Annotated in this window: 19 protein-coding genes and 1 tRNA gene; 7 read left to right on the forward strand and 13 right to left on the reverse strand. The window is 59.3% G+C overall.

The features are described from left to right. Window positions 1-64 precede the first annotated feature (64 nt). The gene (locus tag AAFX04_02365) at window positions 65-244 is read right to left on the reverse strand and encodes a PspC domain-containing protein (GenBank protein MEO1044265.1); all 180 of its coding nucleotides are present in this window, start codon (window positions 242-244) and stop codon (window positions 65-67) included. A gap of 665 nt (window positions 245-909) precedes the next feature. Here AAFX04_02365 and recF point away from each other — a divergent pair. Continuing rightward, complete coding sequence (gene recF / locus AAFX04_02370) at window positions 910-1,995, forward strand: DNA replication/repair protein RecF (GenBank protein ID MEO1044266.1); 1,086 nt, start codon at window positions 910-912, stop codon at window positions 1,993-1,995. Here the strand turns inward: recF and AAFX04_02375 are convergent. Beyond that, window positions 1,988-2,257 (reverse strand): hypothetical protein, encoded by a 270-nt coding sequence (locus tag AAFX04_02375; protein ID MEO1044267.1) that lies wholly within the window; start codon window positions 2,255-2,257, stop codon window positions 1,988-1,990. The two genes, recF and AAFX04_02375, sit on opposite strands and share 8 nt — an antisense overlap. 183 nt (window positions 2,258-2,440) lie before the next feature. On the opposite strand from AAFX04_02375, the gene AAFX04_02380 reads away from it, so the two are divergent. Further along, on the forward strand, window positions 2,441-2,647 hold the full coding sequence (locus AAFX04_02380; GenBank protein MEO1044268.1) for a hypothetical protein: 207 nt from the start codon (window positions 2,441-2,443) through the stop codon (window positions 2,645-2,647). Here AAFX04_02380 and AAFX04_02385 read toward each other — a convergent pair. Further along, on the reverse strand, window positions 2,644-3,387 hold the full coding sequence (locus AAFX04_02385; protein MEO1044269.1) for an arylesterase: 744 nt from the start codon (window positions 3,385-3,387) through the stop codon (window positions 2,644-2,646). The two genes, AAFX04_02380 and AAFX04_02385, sit on opposite strands and share 4 nt — an antisense overlap. A gap of 44 nt (window positions 3,388-3,431) precedes the next feature. On the opposite strand from AAFX04_02385, the gene AAFX04_02390 reads away from it, so the two are divergent. Continuing rightward, a complete protein-coding gene (locus tag AAFX04_02390; protein ID MEO1044270.1) occupies window positions 3,432-4,211 on the forward strand; it encodes an ABC transporter ATP-binding protein in 780 nt (259 codons plus the stop codon). Next, window positions 4,208-6,745: an FtsX-like permease family protein gene (locus AAFX04_02395; GenBank protein ID MEO1044271.1), complete on the forward strand. Its 2,538-nt coding sequence runs from the start codon at window positions 4,208-4,210 to the stop codon at window positions 6,743-6,745. Before AAFX04_02390 ends, AAFX04_02395 begins: the two co-directional genes overlap by 4 nt. On the opposite strand, the gene AAFX04_02400 is transcribed toward AAFX04_02395, so the two are convergent. Next, window positions 6,742-7,728: a bile acid:sodium symporter family protein gene (locus AAFX04_02400; GenBank protein ID MEO1044272.1), complete on the reverse strand. Its 987-nt coding sequence runs from the start codon at window positions 7,726-7,728 to the stop codon at window positions 6,742-6,744. The genes AAFX04_02395 and AAFX04_02400 overlap by 4 nt on opposite strands. Before the next feature lie 78 nt (window positions 7,729-7,806). Between AAFX04_02400 and AAFX04_02405 the strand changes: the two genes are divergently transcribed. After that, entirely contained in the window at window positions 7,807-8,739 is a 933-nt protein-coding gene (locus tag AAFX04_02405) for a glutaminase (protein MEO1044273.1), read from the forward strand. Window positions 8,740-8,884: 145 nt separating this feature from the next. Here AAFX04_02405 and AAFX04_02410 read toward each other — a convergent pair whose 3' ends face one another. Beyond that, window positions 8,885-9,919, reverse strand: coding sequence for a CaiB/BaiF CoA-transferase family protein (locus AAFX04_02410; GenBank protein MEO1044274.1), 1,035 nt, complete (start codon window positions 9,917-9,919; stop codon window positions 8,885-8,887). Between the two features lie 336 nt (window positions 9,920-10,255). Between AAFX04_02410 and AAFX04_02415 the strand changes: the two genes are divergently transcribed. Further along, the gene (locus AAFX04_02415; GenBank protein MEO1044275.1) at window positions 10,256-12,862 is read left to right on the forward strand and encodes a TonB-dependent receptor; all 2,607 of its coding nucleotides are present in this window, start codon (window positions 10,256-10,258) and stop codon (window positions 12,860-12,862) included. Between the two features lie 321 nt (window positions 12,863-13,183). Here the strand turns inward: AAFX04_02415 and AAFX04_02420 are convergent, their stop codons facing one another. The 6 genes from AAFX04_02420 to AAFX04_02445 all read right to left on the reverse strand — a co-directional run bounded on the left by AAFX04_02420 (window position 13,184) and on the right by AAFX04_02445 (window position 21,177). Continuing rightward, window positions 13,184-15,805, reverse strand: coding sequence for a TonB-dependent receptor (locus AAFX04_02420; GenBank protein ID MEO1044276.1), 2,622 nt, complete (start codon window positions 15,803-15,805; stop codon window positions 13,184-13,186). Between the two features lie 250 nt (window positions 15,806-16,055). Next, window positions 16,056-16,131, reverse strand: a tRNA-Thr gene (locus AAFX04_02425). 36 nt (window positions 16,132-16,167) lie between these two features. Then, the gene (locus tag AAFX04_02430) at window positions 16,168-17,052 is read right to left on the reverse strand and encodes a hypothetical protein (protein ID MEO1044277.1); all 885 of its coding nucleotides are present in this window, start codon (window positions 17,050-17,052) and stop codon (window positions 16,168-16,170) included. 94 nt (window positions 17,053-17,146) lie between these two features. Next, entirely contained in the window at window positions 17,147-18,325 is a 1,179-nt protein-coding gene (locus tag AAFX04_02435) for a mechanosensitive ion channel (GenBank protein MEO1044278.1), read from the reverse strand. Window positions 18,326-18,419: 94 nt separating this feature from the next. Next, complete coding sequence (locus tag AAFX04_02440; GenBank protein MEO1044279.1) at window positions 18,420-19,871, reverse strand: serine hydrolase; 1,452 nt, start codon at window positions 19,869-19,871, stop codon at window positions 18,420-18,422. Next, the gene (locus AAFX04_02445) at window positions 19,798-21,177 is read right to left on the reverse strand and encodes a replication-associated recombination protein A (protein MEO1044280.1); all 1,380 of its coding nucleotides are present in this window, start codon (window positions 21,175-21,177) and stop codon (window positions 19,798-19,800) included. The genes AAFX04_02440 and AAFX04_02445 overlap by 74 nt, the downstream gene beginning before the upstream one ends. Window positions 21,178-21,296: 119 nt before the next feature. Here AAFX04_02445 and AAFX04_02450 point away from each other — a divergent pair, with 119 nt between their 5' ends. After that, complete coding sequence (locus AAFX04_02450; GenBank protein MEO1044281.1) at window positions 21,297-21,962, forward strand: PadR family transcriptional regulator; 666 nt, start codon at window positions 21,297-21,299, stop codon at window positions 21,960-21,962. A 25-nt stretch (window positions 21,963-21,987) separates the two neighbouring features. Here the strand turns inward: AAFX04_02450 and AAFX04_02455 are convergent, their stop codons facing one another. Beyond that, window positions 21,988-23,169, reverse strand: a complete 1,182-nt coding sequence (locus tag AAFX04_02455) for a glycosyltransferase family 1 protein (protein MEO1044282.1) — start codon at window positions 23,167-23,169, stop codon at window positions 21,988-21,990. 65 nt (window positions 23,170-23,234) lie between these two features. Further along, window positions 23,235-24,191, reverse strand: a complete 957-nt coding sequence (locus AAFX04_02460; GenBank protein MEO1044283.1) for a hemolysin family protein — start codon at window positions 24,189-24,191, stop codon at window positions 23,235-23,237. Window positions 24,192-24,200: the final 9 nt, after the last annotated feature.

A 24,200-nucleotide genomic window follows, 5' to 3' on the forward strand; every position in this document is an offset into this window, starting at 1 on the left:
TGTCGGGCCTTTCTGGCGGCAACCGATCAGCAGACACGGTTATTCTGGTCTGTGATCGGCTGCGTCAGTCTGCCACAAGTCCGATGATCAGGTAAATCAGTATCGGCGAACCTACGCCGAACAATGTAGCCAGTACCCAGAGCAGACGGATGATGCTGGCATCGATGTCGGCCCAGTTTGCGATACCGCCGCATACACCCATCAGCTTGGCGTTCTGCTTGTCGAGGCGGAATTTGTTCTTCATGCTTTTCTTTCCTCTTGTGTTCAGGGCATTTGCGTTGCCCGGATAATGACCGATTGCCGGTCATGTGTCGATAGATCAGATCGTTGCTGCAAACAGTGCTGTCGTAAAGACAACGAAGCTTACCAGCGTGGTGAAAGCGAGATTGCTTATATCGCTTGTCATCATGATGTCCTCCTGTGTTCGAGTAATGGGTTGGTTCGTGATGTGGTTCAGATGACCGCTGCGAACGAAGCGAATACGGCGACGATGCTGGCGGCTACGGAAACGAATGCGGCCTGGGAAACGATGGTGCTCATGATATTGTCCTTTCTGTAATCGGGTTGGTTCAGATAACCGAAGCGAACGAAGCAAACAGGGCAACGACGCCGGTCATGATGGAAACGAAAGCGGCCTGTGAAAAATCGATGGTCATAGTGAATTCCTTGTCTCTTTGTTTGATCCCGAGAACCATTTCCCGGTTGTCCACTACATAGCATCAGGCGTGCCAGTTTTATAAAATAGATATATATCAACAGCTTAATGAAAAGCTGCCATCCTTAGCAAATTGTAAAATCCTACAAATTGGGAAAATTTCCCATCTGTTGGGATTTCATGAATGGTGTATGAATGAGCCGTTGTGAAAAGGGACTGTGCGCTGGCTTTTCTTTGTCCTAGAGGCTGATGCCATGACGATTTCTGGCCTCACCCTGACCGATTTTCGCAATCATGGCGAAAGCCATCTTGACGGCCTGGCAAAGATCGTCGTGCTCACCGGTGACAATGGCGCCGGCAAGACCAACATACTCGAGGCGGTATCCCTTTTCGCGCCGGGCCGGGGCCTGCGCGGCGTCCCTCCGGCACAGATGGCGCGCCAGGGCGGAGCCGGTGGCTTTGCGGTTGCAGTGCGGCTTGACAGCCGGTCCGGTCGGCTAGCAATCGGCACCGGTATCAAGGCGGATCAGCCGGGCCGGCGGCTGGCGCGTATCGACGGCCAGTCGGCAAGCCATGGCGATTTCCAGAATGTGCTGGCTATCAGCTGGCTAACCCCGACACAGGATCGGCTGTTCGTCGATACTGTTGGCGCGCGCAGGCGCTATTTCGACCGCATGGTCGCAGCGGTGCGTCCGACGCATGCGCACCATTGCCAGCAATATGAAAACGCCATGCGTGAGCGCAATCGGCTGCTGGCGACCGAGGAACCCGCCGATCCACTGTGGCTCGATGCGATCGAGGCACGGATGGCGACCCATGCTATGGCGGTGGCCGCGTCGCGCTCGGCGGTGATCGACCAGCTTGACGGTTTTCTCGAGGCTTCGCAAACCGGGATATTCGCCAAACCTGCGTTGCAACTGGAGAGCCGCGTCGGGGATCTTGATGCGCTTGCGGAAATCTGGCGCAGTTCACGTCGCCGTGATGCGGCTGCTGGCCGCACGCTTGATGGGCCGCATAGCGATGATCTGGCGGTAAGCATGCGTCAGACGGGTGCGGCAGCGGCGCAATGCTCCACCGGCGAGCAAAAGGCGATGCTGATCGCGCTGATGCTGACACATAATGACCTGGTGGCGGAAATGCGTCCCGGAGTGCCCGCCGTGCTGCTGCTCGATGAGATTGCGGCGCATATCGATGCCCGTCGCCGCGCCGCACTCTACGAACAGCTGGCGTCACGCCCCGCGCAGGTCTGGATGACCGGCACCGATGATGCACTGTTCAATGCCATTCCAGGCGACAGCCGCTTCTTCAATGTCGCGGGTGGATCAGTTTTGTCTAGTTGACGGTGCCGCTGATCGTCCGGGCGCCAAGTGTGGCAATAATCCGCCTGACCTCGCGCCAGTGGCAGAAATGGATATGGTTGCCAAGATCACGCGCGCGCCGGGCATTGTCTTCAGCCTGGTCGCCTGCAGCATCGGCCAGCACCTCCACCATGTTCAGCGCCTCTTCAAACGCCTTGCGGCTGGTGGTGATGGCAGCGTGTTGCGATGCACGTCCGACACTGGTCAGCGGGCCAGCGTCATTGCGGCTTTCTGTCAGGGGCATATCGGGCCTTTTCATGGAATCTGTCAGTCGCGCTTGTAGCAGCAGCGGGTGGATGGTTCTTTCATGGTGTTGGTAAACGCAGCTTTAGCCATGTTTCCCACTAGCCAGACTATGCAGGGTTGATATCGAGCGGCACCAGATAATCACTGGACTTTGGCCGTAATCATCGCCACCTGACGCTGCATGACCGATCGAGATGAACTGAAGCCGCTTTCTGCCGATACCCCGCCGCGACGCCCGGCGGCGGCGGGCGGCGTGTTTATTGCGCTGGGTACAATGGGTGGCGCAATTGCCGGCGGCGCGCTGTTCGGTGAGCCGGTGATCGGCCTGCTCACCGGTCTCGGGCTGGGCGCCATTGCGGCTGTCGCGGTGGCACTGCTCGACCGTTAACCGCCGCCGGCATTGCCACCCAATGCCGCCGCAACGATCGGCGCGACCCGTGTGACCACCTTGTCCACCCCTTCCGCATTGGGGTGGATGCCATCGGCCAGCATCAGTTCCGGGTCAGTTACCACGCCGTCGAGGAAGAACGGGTAGAGCGCGGCATCATATTTTTTCGCCAGATCGGGAAAGATCGGGTTGAAGGCCTGTTCATAATCAGGCCCAAGATTGGGTGCGGCCAGCATTCCGGTCAGCACCACCGGGATATTGCGCGCTGCGAGCATCTCCAGCATCGCGTCGAGATTGGCCCGGGTTTCTTCCGGCTCTATGCCGCGCAGCATGTCGTTGCCGCCCAGGCCCATCACCACCAGATCGGGGTTGCGCGGCAGTCCGTCCAGCGCATAGCCGAGCCGCTGGCGCCCGGCAGCGCTGGTATCACCCGATACTCCTGCATTGGCGACAAAGACATTCAGGCCATTCGCCACCAGTGCATTTTGCAACTCTTCAGGAAAACCCTCGCCGCGATCGAGATTATAGCCGGCATAGAGACTGTCCCCCAGAGCCAGCACCAGCGTTTCGGCCTCCTCGGCGCTTTGCGGGCCGGTCAGTGCCTTGCCAGAGCCTGTATTTTCCGTCGCCTCGGTGCCAGGGCGCGCTGCATTGTCGTTGGTCGAAGCCGATGGCCCGCAGGCCGACAGCAGAAGCAGCGATAGCTGGCATAGCAGCAGAGGAACGCTATATGGTTTCATATTGCCACCTGTCATGACTCATCCTTTAAGAAAGCCTGCCCCCTATGGCCCGATCAACAGACCATGAAGCGCCTGCAGCCGAGATAGTGCTCGAAGCGCGCAATGTCACCCTCACATTGGGTGCCGCCGACGCGCCGGTGGAAATTCTCAAGGGCATCGACCTGGCCGTCACCAGGGGCGAGAGTGTAGCGATATTGGGGCCATCGGGTTCGGGCAAATCGTCGATGATGGCGCTCCTCACCGGGCTGGAGAAACCGACATCGGGCGAGATCATCGTCAGCGGTACACCGATCGCCGATATGGATGAGGACGGACTGGCCCGGGCACGGCGCGGCACCATCGGAATCATCCTTCAGGCGTTCCACCTGCTGCCAACCATGACGGCGCTGGAGAATGTCATGGTGCCGCTGGAGCTGGACTCCGGTGAAGATATTCGCGCCCGGGCGAGCGACGCGCTGGAAAAAGTCGGCCTCGGGCACAGGCTTGGCCATTATCCGACCCAGCTTTCCGGCGGCGAGCAGCAACGCGTCGCCATTGCCCGCGCGATTGTGTCACGGCCTGATATCCTGTTCGCCGATGAGCCGACAGGCAATCTCGACGGCGAGACTGGCAGCGAGATCATCGACATCTTGTTCGAACGCCACCGCCATAGCGCGGCGACGCTGGTGATGATTACCCATGACCCGGCGCTGGCGGCGAAATGCGGTCGCATCATCACCATGGGTGATGGCCGGATCGTTGATGATAGCGGAACCGCGGCTGCCACCGCTTCCGCCCCGACCTCCACCCCTGCCTCCACCGTTGCCGGACAGAATGCGGCATGAGCTGGGGCCGGATCTGGACCATTGCCCGGCGTGATCTCAACGGCCGGTTTCGCGGTCTTCGCCTGCTGTTCATCTGCTTGTTCCTTGGTGTCGCGACACTGGCGACAATTGGCAGCCTTACGACCTCTATTACCAGTGAGCTGAGTCAGCGCGGGCAGGAGATACTGGGTGGCGATGTCGAGATTGCCATATCGCAGCGTTATGCCAGCGAGGAAGAGCGTGTCGCCTTTGACAGCGCCGGCAGCGTTTCCGAGACCAACCGGATGCGTGCCATGGCGCGGGCTGTGGGTGATGATGCACAGACGGATTCAGGCCCGTCGCGGGTTTTGGTCGAGCTGAAAGGCGTCGACGCGCTCTATCCGCATTATGGCGCTGTGCTTTTCGCCGATGGCAGCACGCTCGACGCGCCGTTGGATAACCAGTCGGTAGTGGTCGGGCAGGGACTGATCGATCGGCTCAATCTGGGTATCGGTGACCGGCTGCAATTCGGTACGGCGCAATTCACCATCACCCATATTGTCACCGAGGAGCCGGACCGGATAGGCGAGGGCTTTACCCTTGGCCCGGTGGCGCTGGTATCGCTCGACGGGCTGGCGCGTACCGGCTTGGTCCAGCCGGGCAGTCTGTATGAGACAAAATACCGCATCAAGACCCCGGCAGGGGCCAATCCCGCAGCAGTTGCGGAAAATTTGACAGCGCAATTCCCGACCGCCGGCTGGGAGGTGAAGGATCGTGAGGAAGGGGCGCCCGGAACCACACGTTTTATCGAGCGGCTGGGCCAGTTTCTCGGGCTGGTCGGTCTGACGGCGCTTATCGTTGCCGGCATCGGCGTCGGCAATGGTGTCTCTTCCTACCTCGCTGGCAAGCGCGGCAGCATTGCCACTTTCAAGGTATTGGGAGCCGAGACCGGGGATATTGCCCGTATCTATCTGCTGCAACTGGCGGCAGTCGCGGCGCTGGCGATTGTGACCGGGCTGCTACTCGGTGCGCTGGTGCCGCCCCTGATCATTGCTGCCCTGGGCGATGTGCTGCCGGTCAGCCCGGGCATAAGCCTGCATCCGGTACCGCTGCTGGCGGCGGCGCTTTACGGGCTGCTGATCGCGATCATTTTTGCGCTGCCGCCGCTGGCGCGGGCACGTTATGTCCCTGCGGCCGGGCTGTTCCGCGACCTCGTCGATGGCCAGCGCCGCTTCGACCCGCTGACGGTCGTGCTGGTCATGATTGCTTTTGCCGCAATTGTCGCATTGGCAATGCTGACCGCGCGCGAGCCACTATTCTCTGCGGGTTTTCTCGGTGCATCGCTAGCCATGTTGCTGCTGCTGGCGCTGTTGGGCGTTGCCATCCGCTGGATTGCCGCGCGCCTGCCGCGTCCGCGTCAGCCACTGGTCCGCCTTGCCATGGCCGGGCTGCACCGTCCCGGCGCGCAGACGGGTGCATTGGTGGTAGCGTTGGGCCTGGGGCTGACGCTGTTCGTCATCCTCGCCGCGATTCAGACCAGCCTTACCGGTGAGATCACCCGGTCGGTGCCGCAACGCGCGCCAAGCCTGTTTGCGCTCGACATTCCGGTGGATCGCGAAGCTGAGCTGCGCGAGCGTGTAGCTATAGTCGATGCCGATGCAGAGGTCGCCACCGTGCCCGCTTTGCGTGGCCGCATCACCGCCTATGGCGATACGCGTGTCGCCGATCTGGAGGAGCTGCCCGAAGGCGCCTGGTATCTGCGTGGCGAACGCGGGCTGACCTATGCCGCCGAACTGCCCCAGGGAAGCGAGTTGATCGACGGGCAATGGTGGCCGCTGCTCTATAATGGTCCGCCACTGGTTTCGATCGATGAAGAGATGGCCGGTGTGCTTGGGCTTGAAGTCGGCGATACCCTGAGCGTCAGCCTGCTCGGTCGCGAGATGACGGCCGAAATCGCGTCGCTGCGCAAGATCAACTGGGAGACGCTGGGTTTCAACTATACCATGGTGTTCTCACCCAATGCCCTGCGTGATGCGCCGCACAATCTCGCCGCTACGGTGAGCCTGTCCGATCCCGGCAATGATCTGCTGGAGCGCAAGGCGTCCAATGTCATCTTGGAGTTGTTTCCCTCGGCAACAGTGATCGAGGTCAGCGAGATAATCGGCGAGGTGCGCACCATATTGAACCAGATGGCGACAGCGATCACCGCGGCTGCGGCGATCACCATCCTTTCGGGTCTGGCGGTGCTGATCGGTGCCATCGCTGCCTCGCGCCAGGCAAGGACCTATGACAGCGTCATCCTCAAGACGCTGGGCGCGACGCGACGCCAGATCCTGCTGGTGCAGGCGATGGAATATGGCCTGTTGTCGCTGATCCTGGCGCTGGTGGCGCTGGGGCTGGGCTATGCTGCTTCCTGGTATGTCATGACCCAGATCTTCCAGTTCGGCTTTGCGCCCGACTGGACTATTGTCATGTTGACCCTCGGCGGCGGTGCGCTGCTGACACTGGTCGTCGGGCTGGTCGGGGCACTACCGGTGCTTGCGGCCAAACCGGCACAGGCATTGCGGCATCTCTAGAGACGGGATTTCAGCACCGGCCTTTGCAGACGGTTGGCCAGTGGCGCCGAGATGATCAGTTGCAGCTGGTGATAGATCAGCGCCGGCAGGATCACCATCCCCGCTTCAGGGCCGGCGAAGATCAGCGCCGCCATTGGTGCGCCGGTGGCGATGCTCTTGTGCGATCCGCTGAACATCAGCGAGATGCGATCACTGCGCGCCAGATCGAGCGTACTGCTCAGCGCCCAGCTTCCGCCAAAGGCGAATATCAGCATCAGCGCGATAATAACGCAGAGCAGTCCCAGTTCACGGGCATCGACCTGCTGCCACAGGCCGCCGGCCACGGCGGAACCAAAGGCAACATAGACGGCGATGGCGATAGCGCTCTTGTCCATGAAACCGAGCAGTCTTGCCTGTTTTCTGGCCCATGCCCCAAGTCGGCTCTGAAGCAGTTGACCGAGGCAGAAGGGCAGCAACAGGATCAGCATGATCTTGCCGATCAGCGCGCCGCCGGTCGCAGCGCCGTCTTGCGCATCACCAGGGCCAATGGTCAGGATCACCAGCAGCGGGGTGATGATGATTGCCGCGAGATTGAGCAGCGCCGATGCCACCACCGATGCGGCGATATTGCCACCGGCGAGCGAGGCATAGCTGATAGCCGATTGGACGGTGCTGGGCAGCAGTCCGACAAAGATCAGCCCGGTAATCAGACCGGCGGGGAGCAGACCCTGCATCATCGTCGCTGCTCCCAACCCAACCAGCGGCATGATTCCGAATACGAACAAAGCGATCATCGCCTGCAAGCGCCAGTCACGAATGGCGTGCAGCACCTCGGTCCGCGGCAGGCGAAGGCCATGCAGGAGGAACAGCAGGAAGATCGCCATGGCAGCGATAATCTCTCCTGCCTGCGCTGCAACGCCTGACAGCGGTAGCAGGCTGGCAACGATAATCGTCGCCAGCAGCACCATTACAAAGCGGTCCGGGATCAATGCGCGCCAGTTCATCGCGCCCTCCTGCATTTTCCCTGACACGGGTGCAATAATTTCCTACTCCCCTGGCAGCGCCAATATTGCCGGGAGACAATGATGAATACCGACTGGGACCAGATTCTGCACAATGTCGATCAGGCAACCCGTCCGCATATCGGCAGCGGCAAGGTTGCCGACTATATCCCGGCTCTGGCGGCGGTCGATCCCGATCAGTTCGGCATGGCAATTGCCCTCAGGGATGGCACTGTCGAGACGCTGGGCGATGCGGAAACGCCATTTTCCATCCAGAGCATCTCCAAGGTGTTCACCCTGTCCATGGTGCTCCGCCTGATCGGCGATGAGCTCTGGAAGCGGGTCGGACGCGAACCCTCAGGCAGCAGCTTCAATTCCATCGTCCAGCTGGAATATGAGCATGGCATTCCGCGCAACCCGCTGATCAATGCCGGCGCGATCGTCGTCACCGACCATCTGGTGCGCAATGATGATTGCGACACCATGGTCAATGAAATTGTCGAACGGCTGCGCTATCTGGCTCAGGATGGCAGCATAGGGATTGATGAAGAGGTCGCGGCTTCGGAAGCGAAGGCCGGTGCCCGCAACCGGGCGCTGGCCAATTTCATGGCCTCCTGCGACAATATGACCAATGAGGTCGAGCAGACACTATCGGCCTATTTTCGCCATTGTGCCATCAGCATGACCTGCCGCCAGCTGGCGCGCGCGGCGCTGTTCCTGGCGTTTGACGGCTGCGATCCGGAAACCGGTGAACAGGTGGTCACCGCCTCTTTATGCCGCCGCATCAACGCAGTGATGATGAGCTGCGGCCATTATGACAATAGCGGCGATTTTGCCTTTCGCATCGGCCTGCCGGGCAAAAGCGGTGTCGGTGGCGGGATATTGGTGATCGCGCCGACATATGGCGCGATTGCCGTCTGGTCACCGGGACTCAACCATGCGGGGACCTCGACCGTCGGCAGCATAGCGCTCGAGGCACTGGTGGAGCAAACCGGCTGGTCGGTGTTTGTGTAAATCCTCCCCGCTTGTGGGGAGGTGGCTCGCCGTAGCTTTCGCAAAGGCGAGACTGAGGGGGGCTCCACTTGCGCCGTACCAAGCCGCTATCCCCCCTCCACCGTCTTTGACGGTCCCTCTCCCCGTAAACGAGGAGGAAATTATCTCACCCCATGCGCGGTTTGGGCGCCGGGGTTTCGGAAAAGCGGGGTGCCGGGGCCGGCTGCACCATGCCGTCGACCGCGATATAGGTCTGGCGCGCGGCATTGTGCGGATGGTCGGGCGCTTCGGTCAGGCTCAGCACCGGGGCAAAACAGGCGTCGCTATGCTCCAGCAGTTCGCACCATTCATCCCGGGTCTTGCTCTTGAAGATAGTGGCCAGTTTCTCCTTCAGCTTCGGCCACTCCGCCGGGTTCATCTGCGGATCGAAATCCGCGTCTTCAGCCAGACCGGCGCGGGCGCGCAGTTCAGCATAGAATTGCGCCTCAATCGCGCCGATAGAGACATATTTGCCATCGGCGGTCTCATAGCTGTCATAGAAATGCGCGCCGGTATCGAGCAGATTGACGCCGCGCTCATCGCGCCACTGGCCATTGGCGAGAAAAGTATAGGTCATGGCCGACAGGATGGCGGATCCATCGGTCATGGCGCAATCGATCACCTGGCCTTTGCCGGTCTGGCGTGCCGATAATATCCCTGCCACCATGCCAAAGGCCATCATCATGCCGCCGCCGCCAAAATCACCCACGGCGTTGATCGGAGGGGTCGGTTTCTGGCCTGCACGACCATAGCCATGCAGCGCACCGGATAGCGCGATATAGTTGATGTCATGCCCGGCAAAGGGGGCATAGGGGCCGGTCTGGCCCCAGCCCGTCATACGGCCATAAACCAAAGCCGGGTTGTTGCTGTGCAGTATATCGGGGCCCAGACCCAGCCGTTCCATCACCCCGGGGCGAAAACCTTCGATCAGGCCATCGGCATCACATGCCAGCTCGCGCACCTTGGCAACGCCTTCCCCGCTTTTGAGGTCGGCGGTGACGATTTCGCGCGAGCGGTTGAGTATATCCCGCATTTGCGGCGCACCGGGACGCTCGACCCGGATCACCCGGGCACCATGATCGGCCAGCATCATCGCCGCAAACGGCCCCGGACCGATTCCGGCCATTTCAATGATCGTCACCCCATCCAGCACGCCGGGCATGTTGCTCTCCCTTGTCGTATTTTGCATTATCCTGTCGTCGGCGCACGCTATCTGCCGATGATGGAAATGCAAGCCCGGTTGCGCCTGGCCTTGTTGCACAAACGCATCAGTTTTCCTTACAGTGCTTTACAGGCGGTTTTGTCCCCGATGCCATTGGCGGCATGAAGTCCCTATACCGTAACGTCAATTCGTTCTGATTTTGCCAAGAACCGCAGATTCAAGAAAAAAAATTGCATCGCATCCCTATCTGTGACAAATTTCTTTCAACTGCCATCTGACGAGACAAAAGTTCGCAGGTGGTGGCCAAAACATAGCAATCTTTCATGGGAGATGAGGATGCGTAAGGTTTGGAAACCTGTACTGGGGCTATGCTGTTCGGCGTCGTTAGCCTCGCTTGCCTGTGGCACAGCTTATGCTCAGGATTCAGATATAACACCACAAGCTGAAGACGATTTCGACGATGACGACAATGTCGTCATTGTGACAGCAACCCTGAGGGCACAGGACATTCAGGATATTCCGATTGCGGTCACCGCAGTCAGCCAGGTCGAACTCGATCGACAGGGCATTGTCGACATTCGTAACCTCGGTTCGCTGTCATCGAGCTTCAACCTGCAGTCATCCCAAACCGAATCCCAGGGCACCTCGATCCGTATTCGCGGCATCGGCACTACCGGTAACAATACCGGTCTGGAAAGCTCGGTCGGCGTGTTCATCGATGGTGTATATCAGTCACGACCCGGCGTTGCCTTGGGCGACCTTGTGGATCTGGAACGGCTTGAAGTCCTGCGTGGTCCGCAGGGTACGCTGTTTGGCCGCAACACTTCGGCCGGTGCGCTGAATATCACCACCAAACGCCCCAGCCTCACCGATGTTGAGGGCTTTGCCAATGCCACCTATGGCAATTTCAACCAGATCAATGTGCAGGGTGGTATCAGCGTTCCGCTGGTGCAGGATACGCTGGGTATTCGTGTGTCCGGCGCCTATCGCCATCGTGACGGCATCCTCACCAGCGAGGTGACCGGTGCGGAAAGTGGTACCCGCGACCGCATCCTGGTACGCGGCCAGTTGCTGTGGGAGCCTGCGCCCGAGATCAGCCTCAGGGTCATTGGTGACTATATCGACGCCAATGACGAATGCTGCGATGCTGTCATTCTGCGTGAGACCGGTCTGGTTGCTGCGGGGGCTTTCGCTGCCTATGGCCTGCCGGCCAATGGCGGTGTCGTCACCTCCGGTTTTCAGGCGTTTGAAGGCCGTGACTCCAATTCGCAACAATTTGAAAACCCCAATGACCAATGGGGTATTTCAGGCGAGTTGAAATGGGATCTGGGCGAAGTACAGGCAACGACCATTATTGCCTATCGTGATTTCAACGCGCAATCGCGGCAGGAGTCGGACTTTGTCGGCCTCAACCTGTTTACTTCGGGTGCCGGTTCCAACTTCAATCCGGCGGGTTCGCGACCCAATGACACCAATATCCAGACATTTACCGCAGAGCTGCGGTTCCAGGGATCGCTGTTCGATGACAGGATCGACTGGCTGGTTGGTGGCTTTTACGCCAATGAGGATATTCGTGAAGTCCAGTCACTGACTCTGGGCGATGACTTTCAGGCTGCCGTAGGCACGGCCTTCTTCCCGGCGGTGGGCACCACCCTTGGTCCCAATCCGCTATTGGCACTGGCTGGTGGTGTGAATGCCAGCGGGTCCTTCGCCAACAACCTGTTCACCCAGGATGCCGAAAGCTGGTCGATCTTTACCCATAATGTGTTCCACATTACCGATACACTCAGCTTCACCGCTGGCGCGCGTTATGTGGAAGAGCGGAAAGATGGCGCCTTCGTCCAGCTCGCTGCCAGCAGCGATGCCTGTACCGCGGTAGCCAGCGGTGCGATCACCGGTGCGATTCCGGGGCCGTTACAGGCAGGCGCCGTGGGTCTTACCTGTTTCCCGTTCGCCGCCGAGGCCAATACCATCGCCAATCTGCCCATCGGGCCGGGTGGTGCAGTGGTGCCTGTCGATCTTTCGACAGTATTGCCGCTGCCAAACCAGTTTGACGATACATTCCGGGATGATCAGCTCACCTGGACGCTGCAGCTGGCCTGGGAGCCGAGTGACGACTATCTGATCTATGGCGGTGTTTCGCGCGGCTTCAAGGCGGGTGGTTTCAACCTTGACCCGACAGCCGCTGCGCTGGGCGCCGATCCGACGTTCAATTCGGAAGTTGTCGATGCTTATGAGCTCGGCATCAAATCGACATTGTTCGACGGCAAGGTTCGCGCCAATCTGGCCCTGTTCCACACCGAGATTGAGGACTTTCAGGTGCTCGAATTTACCGGAGTGCAGTTCCAGACATTCAACGTCAATGACGTGACATCGACCGGTGCCGAACTGGAGATTGTCGGTCAGTGGAATGATTATATCACCACCAATGTTGCCATCACCTATGCCGATGCGGAATTTGGCGAAGGCTGTAATGCCGGCCTTACCGGTAACTCTGCCGCTCTGGCGCTGGGCTTGTGCGGTTTCCCGCTGGTTAACGCGCCTGAATTTACAGGTATTTTCGGCTTCACCTATGACGGTCCGATCAGCAGCGGCACCGACTGGACGTTCCTGGCGAATGCGACGGTGCGCTATGAGTCTGCACGACGGACCAGCACCAACCCGGTCGAGCCCGCCCTGTTCGATCCGGCCGATCCGATGAATCCGGCGGCGCTGATTCCGTTCGATGTGCAGGAGGCCAATGTGAAGATGAACCTGCGCTTCGGTTTTACCTCGCCGGATGAGCGCTTCACCATCGAATTCTGGGGCACCAATATCTTCGATGAGCGTACCCGTGGTATCACCTTCAACACGCCGTTGCGCGGCGTGGCGGGTGACCGGTCGCGTGGTGCCTTTATTGAGGACCCGGCCTTTTACGGGGCGACGATCCGCACCAAATTCTAACCAATGCAGGAGAGGGCCTGCCCGTAAAAGCGGGAAGGCATGGGGGCCATCCTTTGGGGTGGCCCTTTTTTTGGAGTTGTTAGCCTATAAGCCAGCGTCTTTGCTGCTGCACCAGTACTGACTGGCTGCGCCATTTCAGTCTGCTCCCAAACGCCGACAGGACGATCAGAGCAATAATCAGCATTGCGACCGCTGCGATAGGCAGCGGATTGTAATTGTGCTGCCATGGGCCGGGCGCAGACCGCATGTGACTCAGGTCAGCAAAAGAAAAGGGGCGCCGTTGCCGACGCCCCTTTCAGTATCAGGTAAATGGATCTGTTATCAGAAACGATAACGGACCAGACCGCCAAAGGTACGCGGCGGGCTGGGATAGCCGGAAACCGTGCCGGCCTGGGCCACACCGTCAAATACCGTCAGGATGTAACGGTCATTGAGCAGGTTACGCGCAAAGGCACCGATTTCGAAACCATTGTCCAGTTGCAACGTCATCGAACCGTTCACCAGATTAACCGCACGGCGGAAAATCTGGGTGTTGCCGAGTGATGCGTTGAATGTCGGAAGGCCGTTATTCACGTTGACATTGCTCTCATGCTGATAGTCGAGACGTGTGATCAGCCTGTTACCCGATCCACCGAAATCATGCGTATAGGTTGCCGAGGTTGCGATGCTCCATTCCGGAATACCGCCGGGGCGCTGTCCGGTGAGGTCACCGACCGGGCTATCGACAAAGCTGTCGAAGATCGGGTCGAGATAGGTGGTTGCGAATGTAAATACCAGACCGTCAGCCGGTATGATCGTGGCATCGAACTCAAAACCCGTCACCGATTGCTGGCCTGCATTGTTGAGCTGGAAGCCGGTGCCGGTGAACAGGAAGGACTGGAAGCCTTCGATGGTCTGGTCGAACAGCGCCAGATTGAAACCGATGCCGTCAAACTGAGCCTTCAGGCCGACTTCATAGACTTCGGCTTCTTCCGGACCGGCAAAGCGCGAACCGGTGGTCAGGTTCGGAACTGCGAGACCGGCACCGAGGATCGGTGAGGCGGGAGCCAGGATGGTGCTGTTGCCAGGGCCGGGGATGAAGTCCCCGAACAGCGGCCGACTGTCGCGCGACAGGTTGACCGAGCTGGCTTTGAAGCCGGTGGCATAGGAGAAATACACGTTCACCTGATCGGAAACATCATAGGCGACGCGGAAGGTGTATGTCAGCTCGTCATCCCGTGTGCGACCGTCTTCAACAGAATTTGGGATGTTGAGGAAAGGCGGCTGGAACTGGAACGGTGCCAAGCCGAGAAGCTGGTTCTGGCCAGGATCTAGCGCAGCAGCAGCAATTGCGGCGAACGCATCTGGCTGTGCGGTCTGGAACGCGGCGATTTCCGCAGGCCCGATCTGATTGGGCGGTGTCATTGTTGCGCCTGCTATGCCACCAACGATAAAGGCATCGACGAGATTGACATTGGCCAGTTCGTCAAAGGACGTCTGGGTCAGCGCAAAATCCTTTTCGTCATCGGTGTAGTTGAAGCCGGCGGTAAAGACGAGGCCTTCAACCGGTTCGAAATCAAAGGTGCCGAAGATCGACCAGGAGGTGTTGTCCAGCGTATAACGCTCGGTGGTCAGCGGACCCGGTGAGAAAATGCTGTTCAGCGGCAGGCCCAGAGCGTTTTCCACGCCCAGGAATGTGCCCTGTCCGGTGGGGGTCAGCAGTTCGAAGAACGGCCGCGCCACCTGGCCTGTGGTCAGGTCGCTGTTCTGCTCGATCGATTCATCGAAATAGAAACCGCCGAGCAGGAAGTTGAACGGACCATCGAAATCGGATGCAATCCGAAATTCCTGGGTGAATGTCTGGACTCTCTGATCGCGAATCTCGCTGACAATGTCGGCGCTGGTGAAATCAACATCCTGGTCGACAAAGTTGTCGAGCTCGCGATAGGCCGTGATCGAGGTGATGGTAATCGGGCCGGTCTCGTAATCGACCTGTATCGATCCGCCATAATTGTCGACTTCATTGACCGGGACCTGGCTGAGGAAAACATCGTCGCTGAAGAAGTCGGTGTTGAGCGTACCACCGACACCGACAACGGCAGGCGCGGTTGGCCCGGCAACCAGGGTGTTGACGGCACAGCAGACTTCATCGATCCGCGAATAGTCGGCCTGGGCGCGGATGGTCAGGCTGTCGGTCGGTTCAAACAGCAACTGGCCACGAACATTCCAGCGGTTACGGTCATTAATGTCCTGGTTCAGATTCTCGATATCGAAGAAACCGTCACGACGGTTGTAGTTGGCGTCGACCGAGAAGGCGAGGGTATCGGTGATCGGGCCGGTGATGTCGCCCTTGATCAGGAACTGGTTGAAATTACCGTAAACGGCTTCGATGTTGCCGCCCCATTCATATTGCGGCGCGCGGGTGACGACGGAGATGACGCCGGCAGAAGCGTTTTTGCCGAACAGTGTCGATTGCGGGCCGCGCAGCACCTCGATGCGCTCGACATTGGCGATGTCGCCCAGAGCGCCGATCGAACGTGAGCGGAACACGCCATCGACAAACACGCCGACCGATGGCTCGATGCCGAAGTTGTTGTCGCCATTGCCGAAGCCGCGAATGATAAAGGTGGTGCTGGAAGAGTTCTGCAACTGGCTGACACGCAGCGACGGAGTCACTGTCTGCAGGTCGAGAACGTCACGGATCAGTGCATTGTCCAGTGTTTCTGCAGAGGTCACGGAAACCGAGATCGGCGTTTCCTGCAGCGTCGTCTGACGCTTGGTGGCAGTCACGACGAGAACGTTGTCATCAAATTCATCATCGAATTCGTCGACACTCTGGTCGTCGGCCTGCGGTGCTGCTGCAGCGCCGGTGTCCTGGGCATGCGCTGCGACCGAGAAGCCCAGCGAGCCGATGCCGACGCCCGAGAGCAGCGCAACCTTGATTGCAGAGTTACGGATTTTCATTATTGTCTCTCCCCGAGATACGATGTGCGCGATTATGTTAACGGGCTATTTTGTGCCCTTTCAGACCTTTCGCTGATAGGTTTCCCTGAAGAATCCGACAATTGAAAAAAGCTGTTAATTGCGCACTTCACACCCGTGAGTGATATATTTGCAACGTTTCCGGGTAAGGATTCCCTGATCATGACGTGGCGTTGAACGGATGTTGCGCGATGCTGCGGCGCAGCATGAATCAGCGTAAATAATGGGGAAATGGTGCCGCTTGTCCGACTCGAACGGACGACCTACCGCTTACAAGGCGGTTGCTCTACCAGCTGAGCTAAAGCGGCCCGGTGCTTCTGTGCGCCGATTCCAGCGCTCTATAGCTATGTTACGCCAAAGGTCCAGCCTTCGGTAGCGGCAATATGGCCGGTCAGCGCTTCGGGTTGCCAATATAGCGGTTGCGACGCCGTCCGGCGCAGCCAGGCCGCGGTGATGATGGCATCGGTGCGGTGGTCGCTATAGTCGGGCAACCGTGATGGCGGCCGGCAGCCAAGCTGTTCCAGTGCGCGCACCAGCGTTGCCCGGTCACGGATCTTGGTCTGCCCCTTGCGCAATCCGGCGTCCATGGCGGCGATGCTGGTATAGATTTCGACGATCATCGGACCGCTTTCGGGTATCGGGTCGAACGGCCAGATGGGAATATGTCCGGCAAGCTGATGGAACAGTCGCATGCCGGTGAGGCTCGACTTGCCGACCTGTGCCGCACCGACAAGATTGAAGCAGCTGGCGCTCGCCGCCTGACCGGTGTCGCGTTGGCGATGTTCGACAACGCGCAGCCGACCGGTTCCCGCAGTGCCGAAACGGTCACCGACATCGCCCTTGCCATGACGGAAATAGCGGCGGATTTCGGAATGCTGATGGACCATTTTTGATGCCGCCATATGCGGTTCGTCACCGGCCAGTCTGTCAATCATCGCCCATAGCTGTCGGGCATTGCCGGGGCTTTTGACCCAGCCGGGGAAATAGGCACCCTCGTCGCAATAGGGCAGTGTCGGTGACAGGTCGAAGCCGATCAGCATATCGGTGCCCTTTACGGCCTGCTGCAGAAGCCAGTCCCGCACCGCTTCACGACTCCAGCCCGTTGGTGGCGCGAAGGACCGGGGTGTCGCCGCATCGCCTGTTTCGAGCACCGACAATGCTATCCCGCCGGGATATTGCACTGCCTGGCCGGACCAGTCGAAACAGGCAAATCGAGAGAAGGTGCGCATGGCGCAATAGTTAGGCACAGTGGCGACAAAGAAAAAGGGCCGGGCACCATCTCAGGCACCCGACCCTGTGTTAGAGAGCCTTGCGGCTTTGTCGTTAGTCTTTGGCTTTGTCGCCGTCCTGCATTTTCTCCAGCTGGCGCGCAGCGGCATCGCGACCACCCATGCCAAAGGCGATGGCAGCGGCGACACCGATGGTGGCGACCAGTGCGGTGAATGCTGTCTGGACGATCTCATTGCCGACGCCCATGAACTGCAGACCCATGAAAGCGAACAGGATCAGTGCTGCATAGCGCACGACCGAAGCCGCGAGCGGGTTCTGCGCACCCATGAAGCGGGCGAGCAGGTTGGCGATGAAGAAGCCAACAGCGATAACCACACCGCCGAACAATACGCGGCCGCCCAGTTCGAGAATGTTGTCCAGGATTGCAGTCAGCTCAGGGAAGTTGAGCAGACGCGTTGCGGCGATGGCGGCAAACAGCATGATTGCAATCATGACCAGCTTGGATACAACTCCCGACACCGAGGTGCCTTCTGGTAGAATTCCCATGGCATTAACCGAACGATCGACGCCCAGTCCCGGCAAGATATCTTCCAGCAAACCGGAAACCCAGCGTGCAATCAGATAAGCAATGCCCAGAACCAGTGCCGCGCCAATGATAAGCGGGATGGCACCGAGGATCATTTCCAATACGGTGACCGCTGGATCGCTGATGGAAGAAATCTTCAGCGCTTGCAGGGCGGCAATCGCAACCGGAACGATGATCAACACATAAACGATATTCGCCAATGTGCTGGTGATCGCGGTGTTGCCAGTAACTTCATCACCGCCTGCGCGGGTAAACCATTTATCGAAGTTAACCGTCTGCAGGAAGGTCGTGACCAGATCGCGCACGATCTTCGCAACAATCATGCCGATGAAGAAGATGATGCCTGCGCCAACAATATTCGGGATGAAGCCCATCACCGTGTCGAGCAGCGCCTTCAGCGGGCTGGTAACCTCATTGAGTTGGAATACGTTCAGGATAGCAATCCAGCCGAACAGCCAGACGATCAGGCCGACAATGGTGCCGAGTGAAGCGCCAATGCTGCTACCTGAACCGGTGTCGCGCTGCAGCAGCTCGATACGGTTGACCAGCTTGGCAAAGGCCCATTTGCAGGCCGATGCAATGAACTTGGTCGCGATATAGATAAGGATGGCAAAAAGGAGCTTTGTGCCCCAATCCACCAATATGTCGAGGTCGAGCGTATAGCCCATGATATTGAAATTTTCCATTTATGCTCCCCCAGAGGATGGTGCGCGCGACGGACATTCGCCGCGTCAAAAACACCGGCTTTTTACCATGGGAGACATTGCCCGAACAAGGCGCTCAGCCTTGCCCGGACAGCGCAAAAACGAGGTTTCGCGTAAACTCTTCTATATTGAAACGGTCTTCACGCGTATCATAGCCGCGCCGGACAATAATCAGGTCACGCGACGGGATGATGACGAGATATTGTCCGCGATTCCCGAAGGCAGCGATCGTGTCTTTAGGAATGCCTTCCGACCTGTTCATCAGCCAGAATGTCGCGCCATAGCCGAAACGGCCATCGGGCTGTGGCCCGGAGGGCGCACTGACATAGTCGCGCCAGCCCTCGGGAAGCAGGCGTCCCTGAGTACTGCCGTCGTAAAACCACATCCCGTCATTCAGATAGAGCAAACCCAGCCGCGCAAGGTCACGTGGCGTTGTCCAGACCTGGCTGGAAAGGATGTAATTACCGTGCCAGTCATGCTCGGCCCAGGTCCGGGTCATGCCGAGCCTGAAAAAGAAGCTATAGGGATCGAACAGGAACTCTTGCGTGATGCCACGGCTGACCTTGTTGACATCCGCATTCATCTGTCGGCGTTCTTCGACTGCTGCCAACACGGCCAGCAGAGTATCATTATTGGCATAGCGAAAGCGTGTGCCCGGCGGATGCAGCAGCGGCCAGCCGGACGTACGCTGCACCACGCTGGCACCGCCCATATAGACCGGGTCGGTGCGATTGCCGGCGGTATCCGATTGCAGGCCGCTGGCCATACGCAAAAGGTCATCATAGCGGATCGTCGCGCGCGGATCGCTGGTCATTTGCCAGGCGGGCACGGGGGCGGGTTCGCCGGTGTCATCGATATAATGGCCGACCAGCGTACCGGCGATCGATTTGGCAACCGACCATGTGCGCTGCGCCGTATGCTTGTCATGGCCTGGCTTATAGCCTTCCCAGACAATGCCACTGCTGCTGGCGATTAGCACCGCGCTGGTCTTGCCGCCAAAGCGTTTCTCGCCGCCTTCGCGATCCTCTGGCCGGAAGGCGCTGGCAGCGACCTTGTCAATCGCGCCATATTCGGCGCTGCGCGGCAGTTGCGCTTCGCGATCACCCCAGGGCCACGCCTTGTCATCCAGATCGGGCCGGGTAGGGCCATGGAAATAGGGGCCAAAATCGGTTGCACCAATGGGTGCCGATATACAGCCGCGCATCCGGTCCCAACGCGCCATGCGCGGCGGCATGTTATCGGCAAAGGGGACGCTGACAATATGGTCCTGCTCGTTGATCACCGGTTCCAGCGTCGGCACGATATCGGCGATGCGATCATAGATGCCGGTCAGTTCATCGGCCTCAATGTCTTTCAGAGACTTGCCGCCATTCCATAGACCGGAGCAGATAAACTGCGCCTTGTACCCGGCGGCATAGGCGCGGTCGGTACGGCTATATTGACTCTTTTTGGCTTCAGTCTGTTCCTGTGCCGCTGCCGGCAATATCAGCAGCATCGCCGTGGTGATCAGGCTGATGGTTTTTCGCATTTCTCAGTCTCTCCCAATAGGCCAGCCGCTTGGCGATCTCGCGTTCAAAGCCGCGTTCGACCGGCTGGTAATAGGTTTCGGGCTGCATTTCTTCAGGCCAGTAATTATCGCCGGAAAAGCCCTTATCGTTGTCATGGTCATAGCTATAGCCCTTGCCATAGCCGACATCTTTCATCAGCTTTGTCGGGGCGTTGAGGATGTTCTTCGGCGGCATCAATGATCCGGTTGCCTTAGCCGATTTCCACGCCGCTTTCTGCGCCGCATAGGCAGCGTTCGATTTCGGCGCGGTGGCGAGGTAGAGACAGGCCTGCGCAATGGCCAGCTCGCCCTCGGGAGAGCCGAGAAATTCATAAGCCTGCTTGGCCGCAAGGCACTGGTGCAGCGCTTCCGGGTCGGCGAGACCAATATCCTCGCTGGCAAAACGTGTCATGCGCCGCAGCACATAAAGCGGCTCTTCTCCCGCGACCAGCATCCGCGCCAGATAATAGAGCGCGGCCTGCGGATCGGAGCCGCGCAGCGATTTGTGCAGCGCCGAGATCAGATTGTAATGCCCCTCGCGATCCTTGTCATAGACCGGTACGCGGCGATGCAGAAAATCGGCAAGGCCAGCCGGATCTAGTGGCCGGGGCAAGTCCACTGCGAACAATGTCTCCGCCTGGTTGAGCAGAAAGCGGCCGTCACCATCGGCCGATGCAATCAGCGCATCGCGCGCCTCATCAGTGACGGGCAGGCGCTTGGCCACCAATGCCTCGGCGCGCTCCAGCAATTGCGCCAGCGCTGCATGGTCGAGCCGGTTGAGGATCAGCACCTGGGTTCGGCTTAACAACGCCGAGTTGAGGGCGAAGCTGGGATTCTCGGTGGTGGCACCAACAAGTACGACAGTGCCGCGTTCGACAAAAGGCAGGAAGCCGTCCTGTTGCGCCCGGTTGAAGCGGTGAATCTCGTCCACGAACAACAGGGTGCGTTGGCCTGCTATGGCCATTTTGTCGGCATCGGCAAAGGCTTTTTTGAGGTCGGCAACGCCGGAAAACACTGCCGATATCGCCTGGAACCGCATGCCTACGGCGTCGGCGAGCAGCCGTGCAATGCTGGTCTTGCCGGTGCCCGGCGGCCCCCAGAAGATGATTGAGGACAGCTTGCCTGCGGCAACCATCCTGCCGATGGCACCATCGTTTCCGGTCAGGTGATCCTGGCCGACCACCTCATCCAGTTTTTGCGGCCGCAACCGGTCGGCCAGCGGTGCCGTATCGGTCGCCGCTGCTGCCCGTGCCGGTTGTATGCCCTCATCCGCAAAAAGATCGGCCATGGCCCGACGCTAGACCGCGTTGACGGTGCTTGCAAAGACAAAACCGGGTGTGCGTCTTGATTATGATATAAAAAGATATATCTTATAGTATCGCAGGGGGTGATGCACAGGAGTAGAAAATGACACGCCGATATGATTACGGGTTCGACCCTGAGGAATTTGCCGAGGAGATCGCCGCCATCCCCGAGGCGATCATGAATGCCTTTGGCGGAAACTGGTCCGGCAGCGGGCGACGCAAGACGCGCAAAGGTTGGGATGGTGGCCAATGGGCCTATGGCGCGCGCGCTGAAGGTCGGCGCGGTCAGGGCCGTCGGCGACGCCGGATGTTCGACAGCGGCGAGCTGCGATTGGTGCTGCTCAAACTGATCGCTGACGAGCCGCGCCATGGCTATGATCTGATCCGTGCTATCGAGGATATGACCGAGGGCAGCTATGCACCCAGCCCCGGGGTTATCTATCCGACGCTCAGCCTGCTTGAGGATAGCGGCCTGATCGCGCCGCAACAGGCTGATGGTTCGCGCAAGGTCTTTGCCATAACCGATGATGGCCGTAGTGAAATCGAGGAACAGGAAGAAGCGATTGCGGGTCTGATGGAACGGCTCGACCGCACCGGCGACCGCAAGCGCAAACGCTCACGCAAGGCGGGCGCGCCTGTCGGGCGAGCGATCGGCAATCTGATGTCGGCACTTGGCAACCGCGTTGCGCGCAGCGATATGGATGACGAGATGCGCCATGCCATTGCCGAGATTCTCGACGAGGCGGCGCAGAAGATAGAGCGGCTGTAAGGCAGACGGATTACGTAGACTGTGTCTACCGCAGCGCCTCATAGGGCAAGTGCTTGGTACCCTCGGCGCGCTGGCGCACCAGCCGCACATAGGTCTCGGCCAGACCATGGTTGATACGGTCCCAGCTATATTTTTCGGACCGCTTCTCGCCGACGACACCATGTTCGCGCGCCAGTGCCGGGTTTTCGCAATAGCTTTGCAGCGCATCGGCATAATCCTGCACTGCGCCGGGGCGGATCAGCCGCCCGGAGCTGCCGTCATCGACCAGGCTCTGGCTGCCGGTGGCGCGTGCGGCGACCACGGGGATGCCGCTGGCCATGGCCTCAAGCGTCACATTGCCGAAGGTCTCGGTCACTGAAGGGTTGAACAGCATGTCCATGCTCGCCACCGCACGACCGAGATCAGGGCCGCTTTGAAAACCGGCAAAGGTTGCGCCGGGAAGGCGCGATTCAAACCATTGGCGTGCCGGACCCTCACCGACAATCAAAACCTTGTGCGGCACCTTGCGGCGCTTGAGCCGGTCGACGGCATCGGAAAACACGTCGAGACCCTTCTCCATAACCAGTCGCCCGACAAAGCCGACGACCTGGTCCTCGTCATCGATGCCGAAACTGCGGCGCCATTCCATGTCGCGCTTGGAGGAGTGGAAAATGTCGCGATCGACACCGCGCGACCAGATGCCGACATCATAGTTCATCCGCTGGTCGCGCAGCAGCTGTGCCATCGAGTCCGACGGTGCGACAATCGCGTCGCAGCGGCGATAAAAGCGGCGCAGCGCGGCCACCAGAAGCGGCTCGAGAAACGCCATATTATAATAGCGCGGATAGGTTTCGAAGCGGGTGTGCACAGAGGCGAGCATCGGCACATCATGCCGCTTGGCCCAGCGCGTGGCGCTGTGCGCGACAATGTCCGGGCTGGCGAGATGCACGATATTCGGCGCGAAGGCCTTGATGTCTTTCTTGACCCGGGGGCTGAGCATCATCGGCACGCGATATTCGGCGCGCCCTGGTATGGCAAAGCTGGGCACGCTGACCAGATCACCCGCCGGCTCGAACGCCGGGGTGTCGGTGGTCGGTGAATAGACGCGCACCGCGACATTCTGCCGCAGCAAATAGGCCACCAATCGGTTCAGCGCCTGGTTCGCGCCATCGCGCACATAGTTATAGTTACCGCTGAAAAGAGCGATGCGGAGATCGGAAATGTCCATGATGCGATTCGCTTTGGCACAAGCCGGACCGATTGTCCAAAAGCTAAATCGGCCCGCAGCAACGCCTATCCTGTGGCGTGCTTTTCCGGCGCAGCTGTGGATGGTGCCGCGTCATGATGCCGGGGTGCCAGCTTCAACCGGCTGACCCGCCGTCCGTCGCTTTCCATGATATGGATGGTCCAGCCACTGGGATGTTCGAGCCTTTGCCCGGCAGCCGGCACTTCCCCGGCAAGGACGAAGGCGAGGCCGCCCAGCGTGTCGACATCCTCTTCTATCTCGCCCAGGCGTGGATCGATCTGTTCGGCAACATCGTCGAGTTCTGCCCGTGCATCGGCATCCCAGCTGCCGTCATTACATGGCTGCAGCAGCGCTTCGGGCTCCTCGTCATGCTCATCCTCGATCTCGCCGACAATCTCCTCGACAATATCCTCGATGGTGACGATCCCTTCGGTGCCGGAATATTCGTCCAGGACGATGGCCAAATGTGTGCGGTTGGCGCGCATATCGGCGAGCATGTCGAGCACGCCCATCGATTGCGGTACGAAGCGTGGCTGGCGGATCAGGCCCGACCAGTCATCGGGATATTCACATCCCTTGGCGAGGATGGCGAAGACATCCTTGATATGGATCATGCCGATAATGTCATCGAGCGACTCGCCATAGACCGGTATCCGGCTGTGGCCATGTTCGGAAAAGATATCCACCACCTTGGCAAAGGGCGCGCTGGTGGGAATCGCCACCACCTCGCTGCGCGGCACCGCGACATCATCAGCATCATGTTCGCTGAAATGCAGCAGGTTGCGCAGCATTTCACGCTCCAGCGGGGAAAGGTCACCATCCGGCTCGAGCGGCGTATCACCGCCATTATCCTCATGCTCGTCAATGGCTTCTTCAAGCTGACGCCTGAGTGACTGGTCACGATCCGGTCCGAAGATCAGGTTCTTGAGCGAGCGCAATAATCCGCCGCTACTGTCTTCCTCGTCTTGCGCATTGTGGCTGCGCCTACTGTCTCCCTCGGGCATTTTGGGCGG

Source organism: Pseudomonadota bacterium (assembly GCA_039818985.1).
Lineage (GTDB): Bacteria > Pseudomonadota > Alphaproteobacteria > Sphingomonadales > Sphingomonadaceae > Alterisphingorhabdus.

Coding starts and splice junctions, on each gene's coding strand:
- AAFX04_02420 (MEO1044276.1), bottom strand. CDS start 15,805: ATGAAAATCCGTAACTCTGCAATCAAGGTTGCGCTGCTCTCGGGCGTC.
- AAFX04_02455 (MEO1044282.1), bottom strand. CDS start 23,169: ATGGACATTTCCGATCTCCGCATCGCTCTTTTCAGCGGTAACTATAAC.
- AAFX04_02460 (MEO1044283.1), bottom strand. CDS start 24,191: ATGCCCGAGGGAGACAGTAGGCGCAGCCACAATGCGCAAGACGAGGAA.
- AAFX04_02375 (MEO1044267.1), bottom strand. CDS start 2,257: ATGCCCCTGACAGAAAGCCGCAATGACGCTGGCCCGCTGACCAGTGTC.
- AAFX04_02410 (MEO1044274.1), bottom strand. CDS start 9,919: ATGCCCGGCGTGCTGGATGGGGTGACGATCATTGAAATGGCCGGAATC.
- recF (MEO1044266.1), top strand. CDS start 910: ATGACGATTTCTGGCCTCACCCTGACCGATTTTCGCAATCATGGCGAA.
- AAFX04_02415 (MEO1044275.1), top strand. CDS start 10,256: ATGCGTAAGGTTTGGAAACCTGTACTGGGGCTATGCTGTTCGGCGTCG.
- AAFX04_02445 (MEO1044280.1), bottom strand. CDS start 21,177: ATGGCCGATCTTTTTGCGGATGAGGGCATACAACCGGCACGGGCAGCA.
- AAFX04_02450 (MEO1044281.1), top strand. CDS start 21,297: ATGACACGCCGATATGATTACGGGTTCGACCCTGAGGAATTTGCCGAG.
- AAFX04_02400 (MEO1044272.1), bottom strand. CDS start 7,728: ATGAACTGGCGCGCATTGATCCCGGACCGCTTTGTAATGGTGCTGCTG.
- AAFX04_02380 (MEO1044268.1), top strand. CDS start 2,441: ATGACCGATCGAGATGAACTGAAGCCGCTTTCTGCCGATACCCCGCCG.
- AAFX04_02385 (MEO1044269.1), bottom strand. CDS start 3,387: ATGAAACCATATAGCGTTCCTCTGCTGCTATGCCAGCTATCGCTGCTT.
- AAFX04_02440 (MEO1044279.1), bottom strand. CDS start 19,871: ATGCGAAAAACCATCAGCCTGATCACCACGGCGATGCTGCTGATATTG.
- AAFX04_02405 (MEO1044273.1), top strand. CDS start 7,807: ATGATGAATACCGACTGGGACCAGATTCTGCACAATGTCGATCAGGCA.
- AAFX04_02430 (MEO1044277.1), bottom strand. CDS start 17,052: ATGCGCACCTTCTCTCGATTTGCCTGTTTCGACTGGTCCGGCCAGGCA.
- AAFX04_02365 (MEO1044265.1), bottom strand. CDS start 244: ATGAAGAACAAATTCCGCCTCGACAAGCAGAACGCCAAGCTGATGGGT.
- AAFX04_02435 (MEO1044278.1), bottom strand. CDS start 18,325: ATGGAAAATTTCAATATCATGGGCTATACGCTCGACCTCGACATATTG.
- AAFX04_02390 (MEO1044270.1), top strand. CDS start 3,432: ATGGCCCGATCAACAGACCATGAAGCGCCTGCAGCCGAGATAGTGCTC.
- AAFX04_02395 (MEO1044271.1), top strand. CDS start 4,208: ATGAGCTGGGGCCGGATCTGGACCATTGCCCGGCGTGATCTCAACGGC.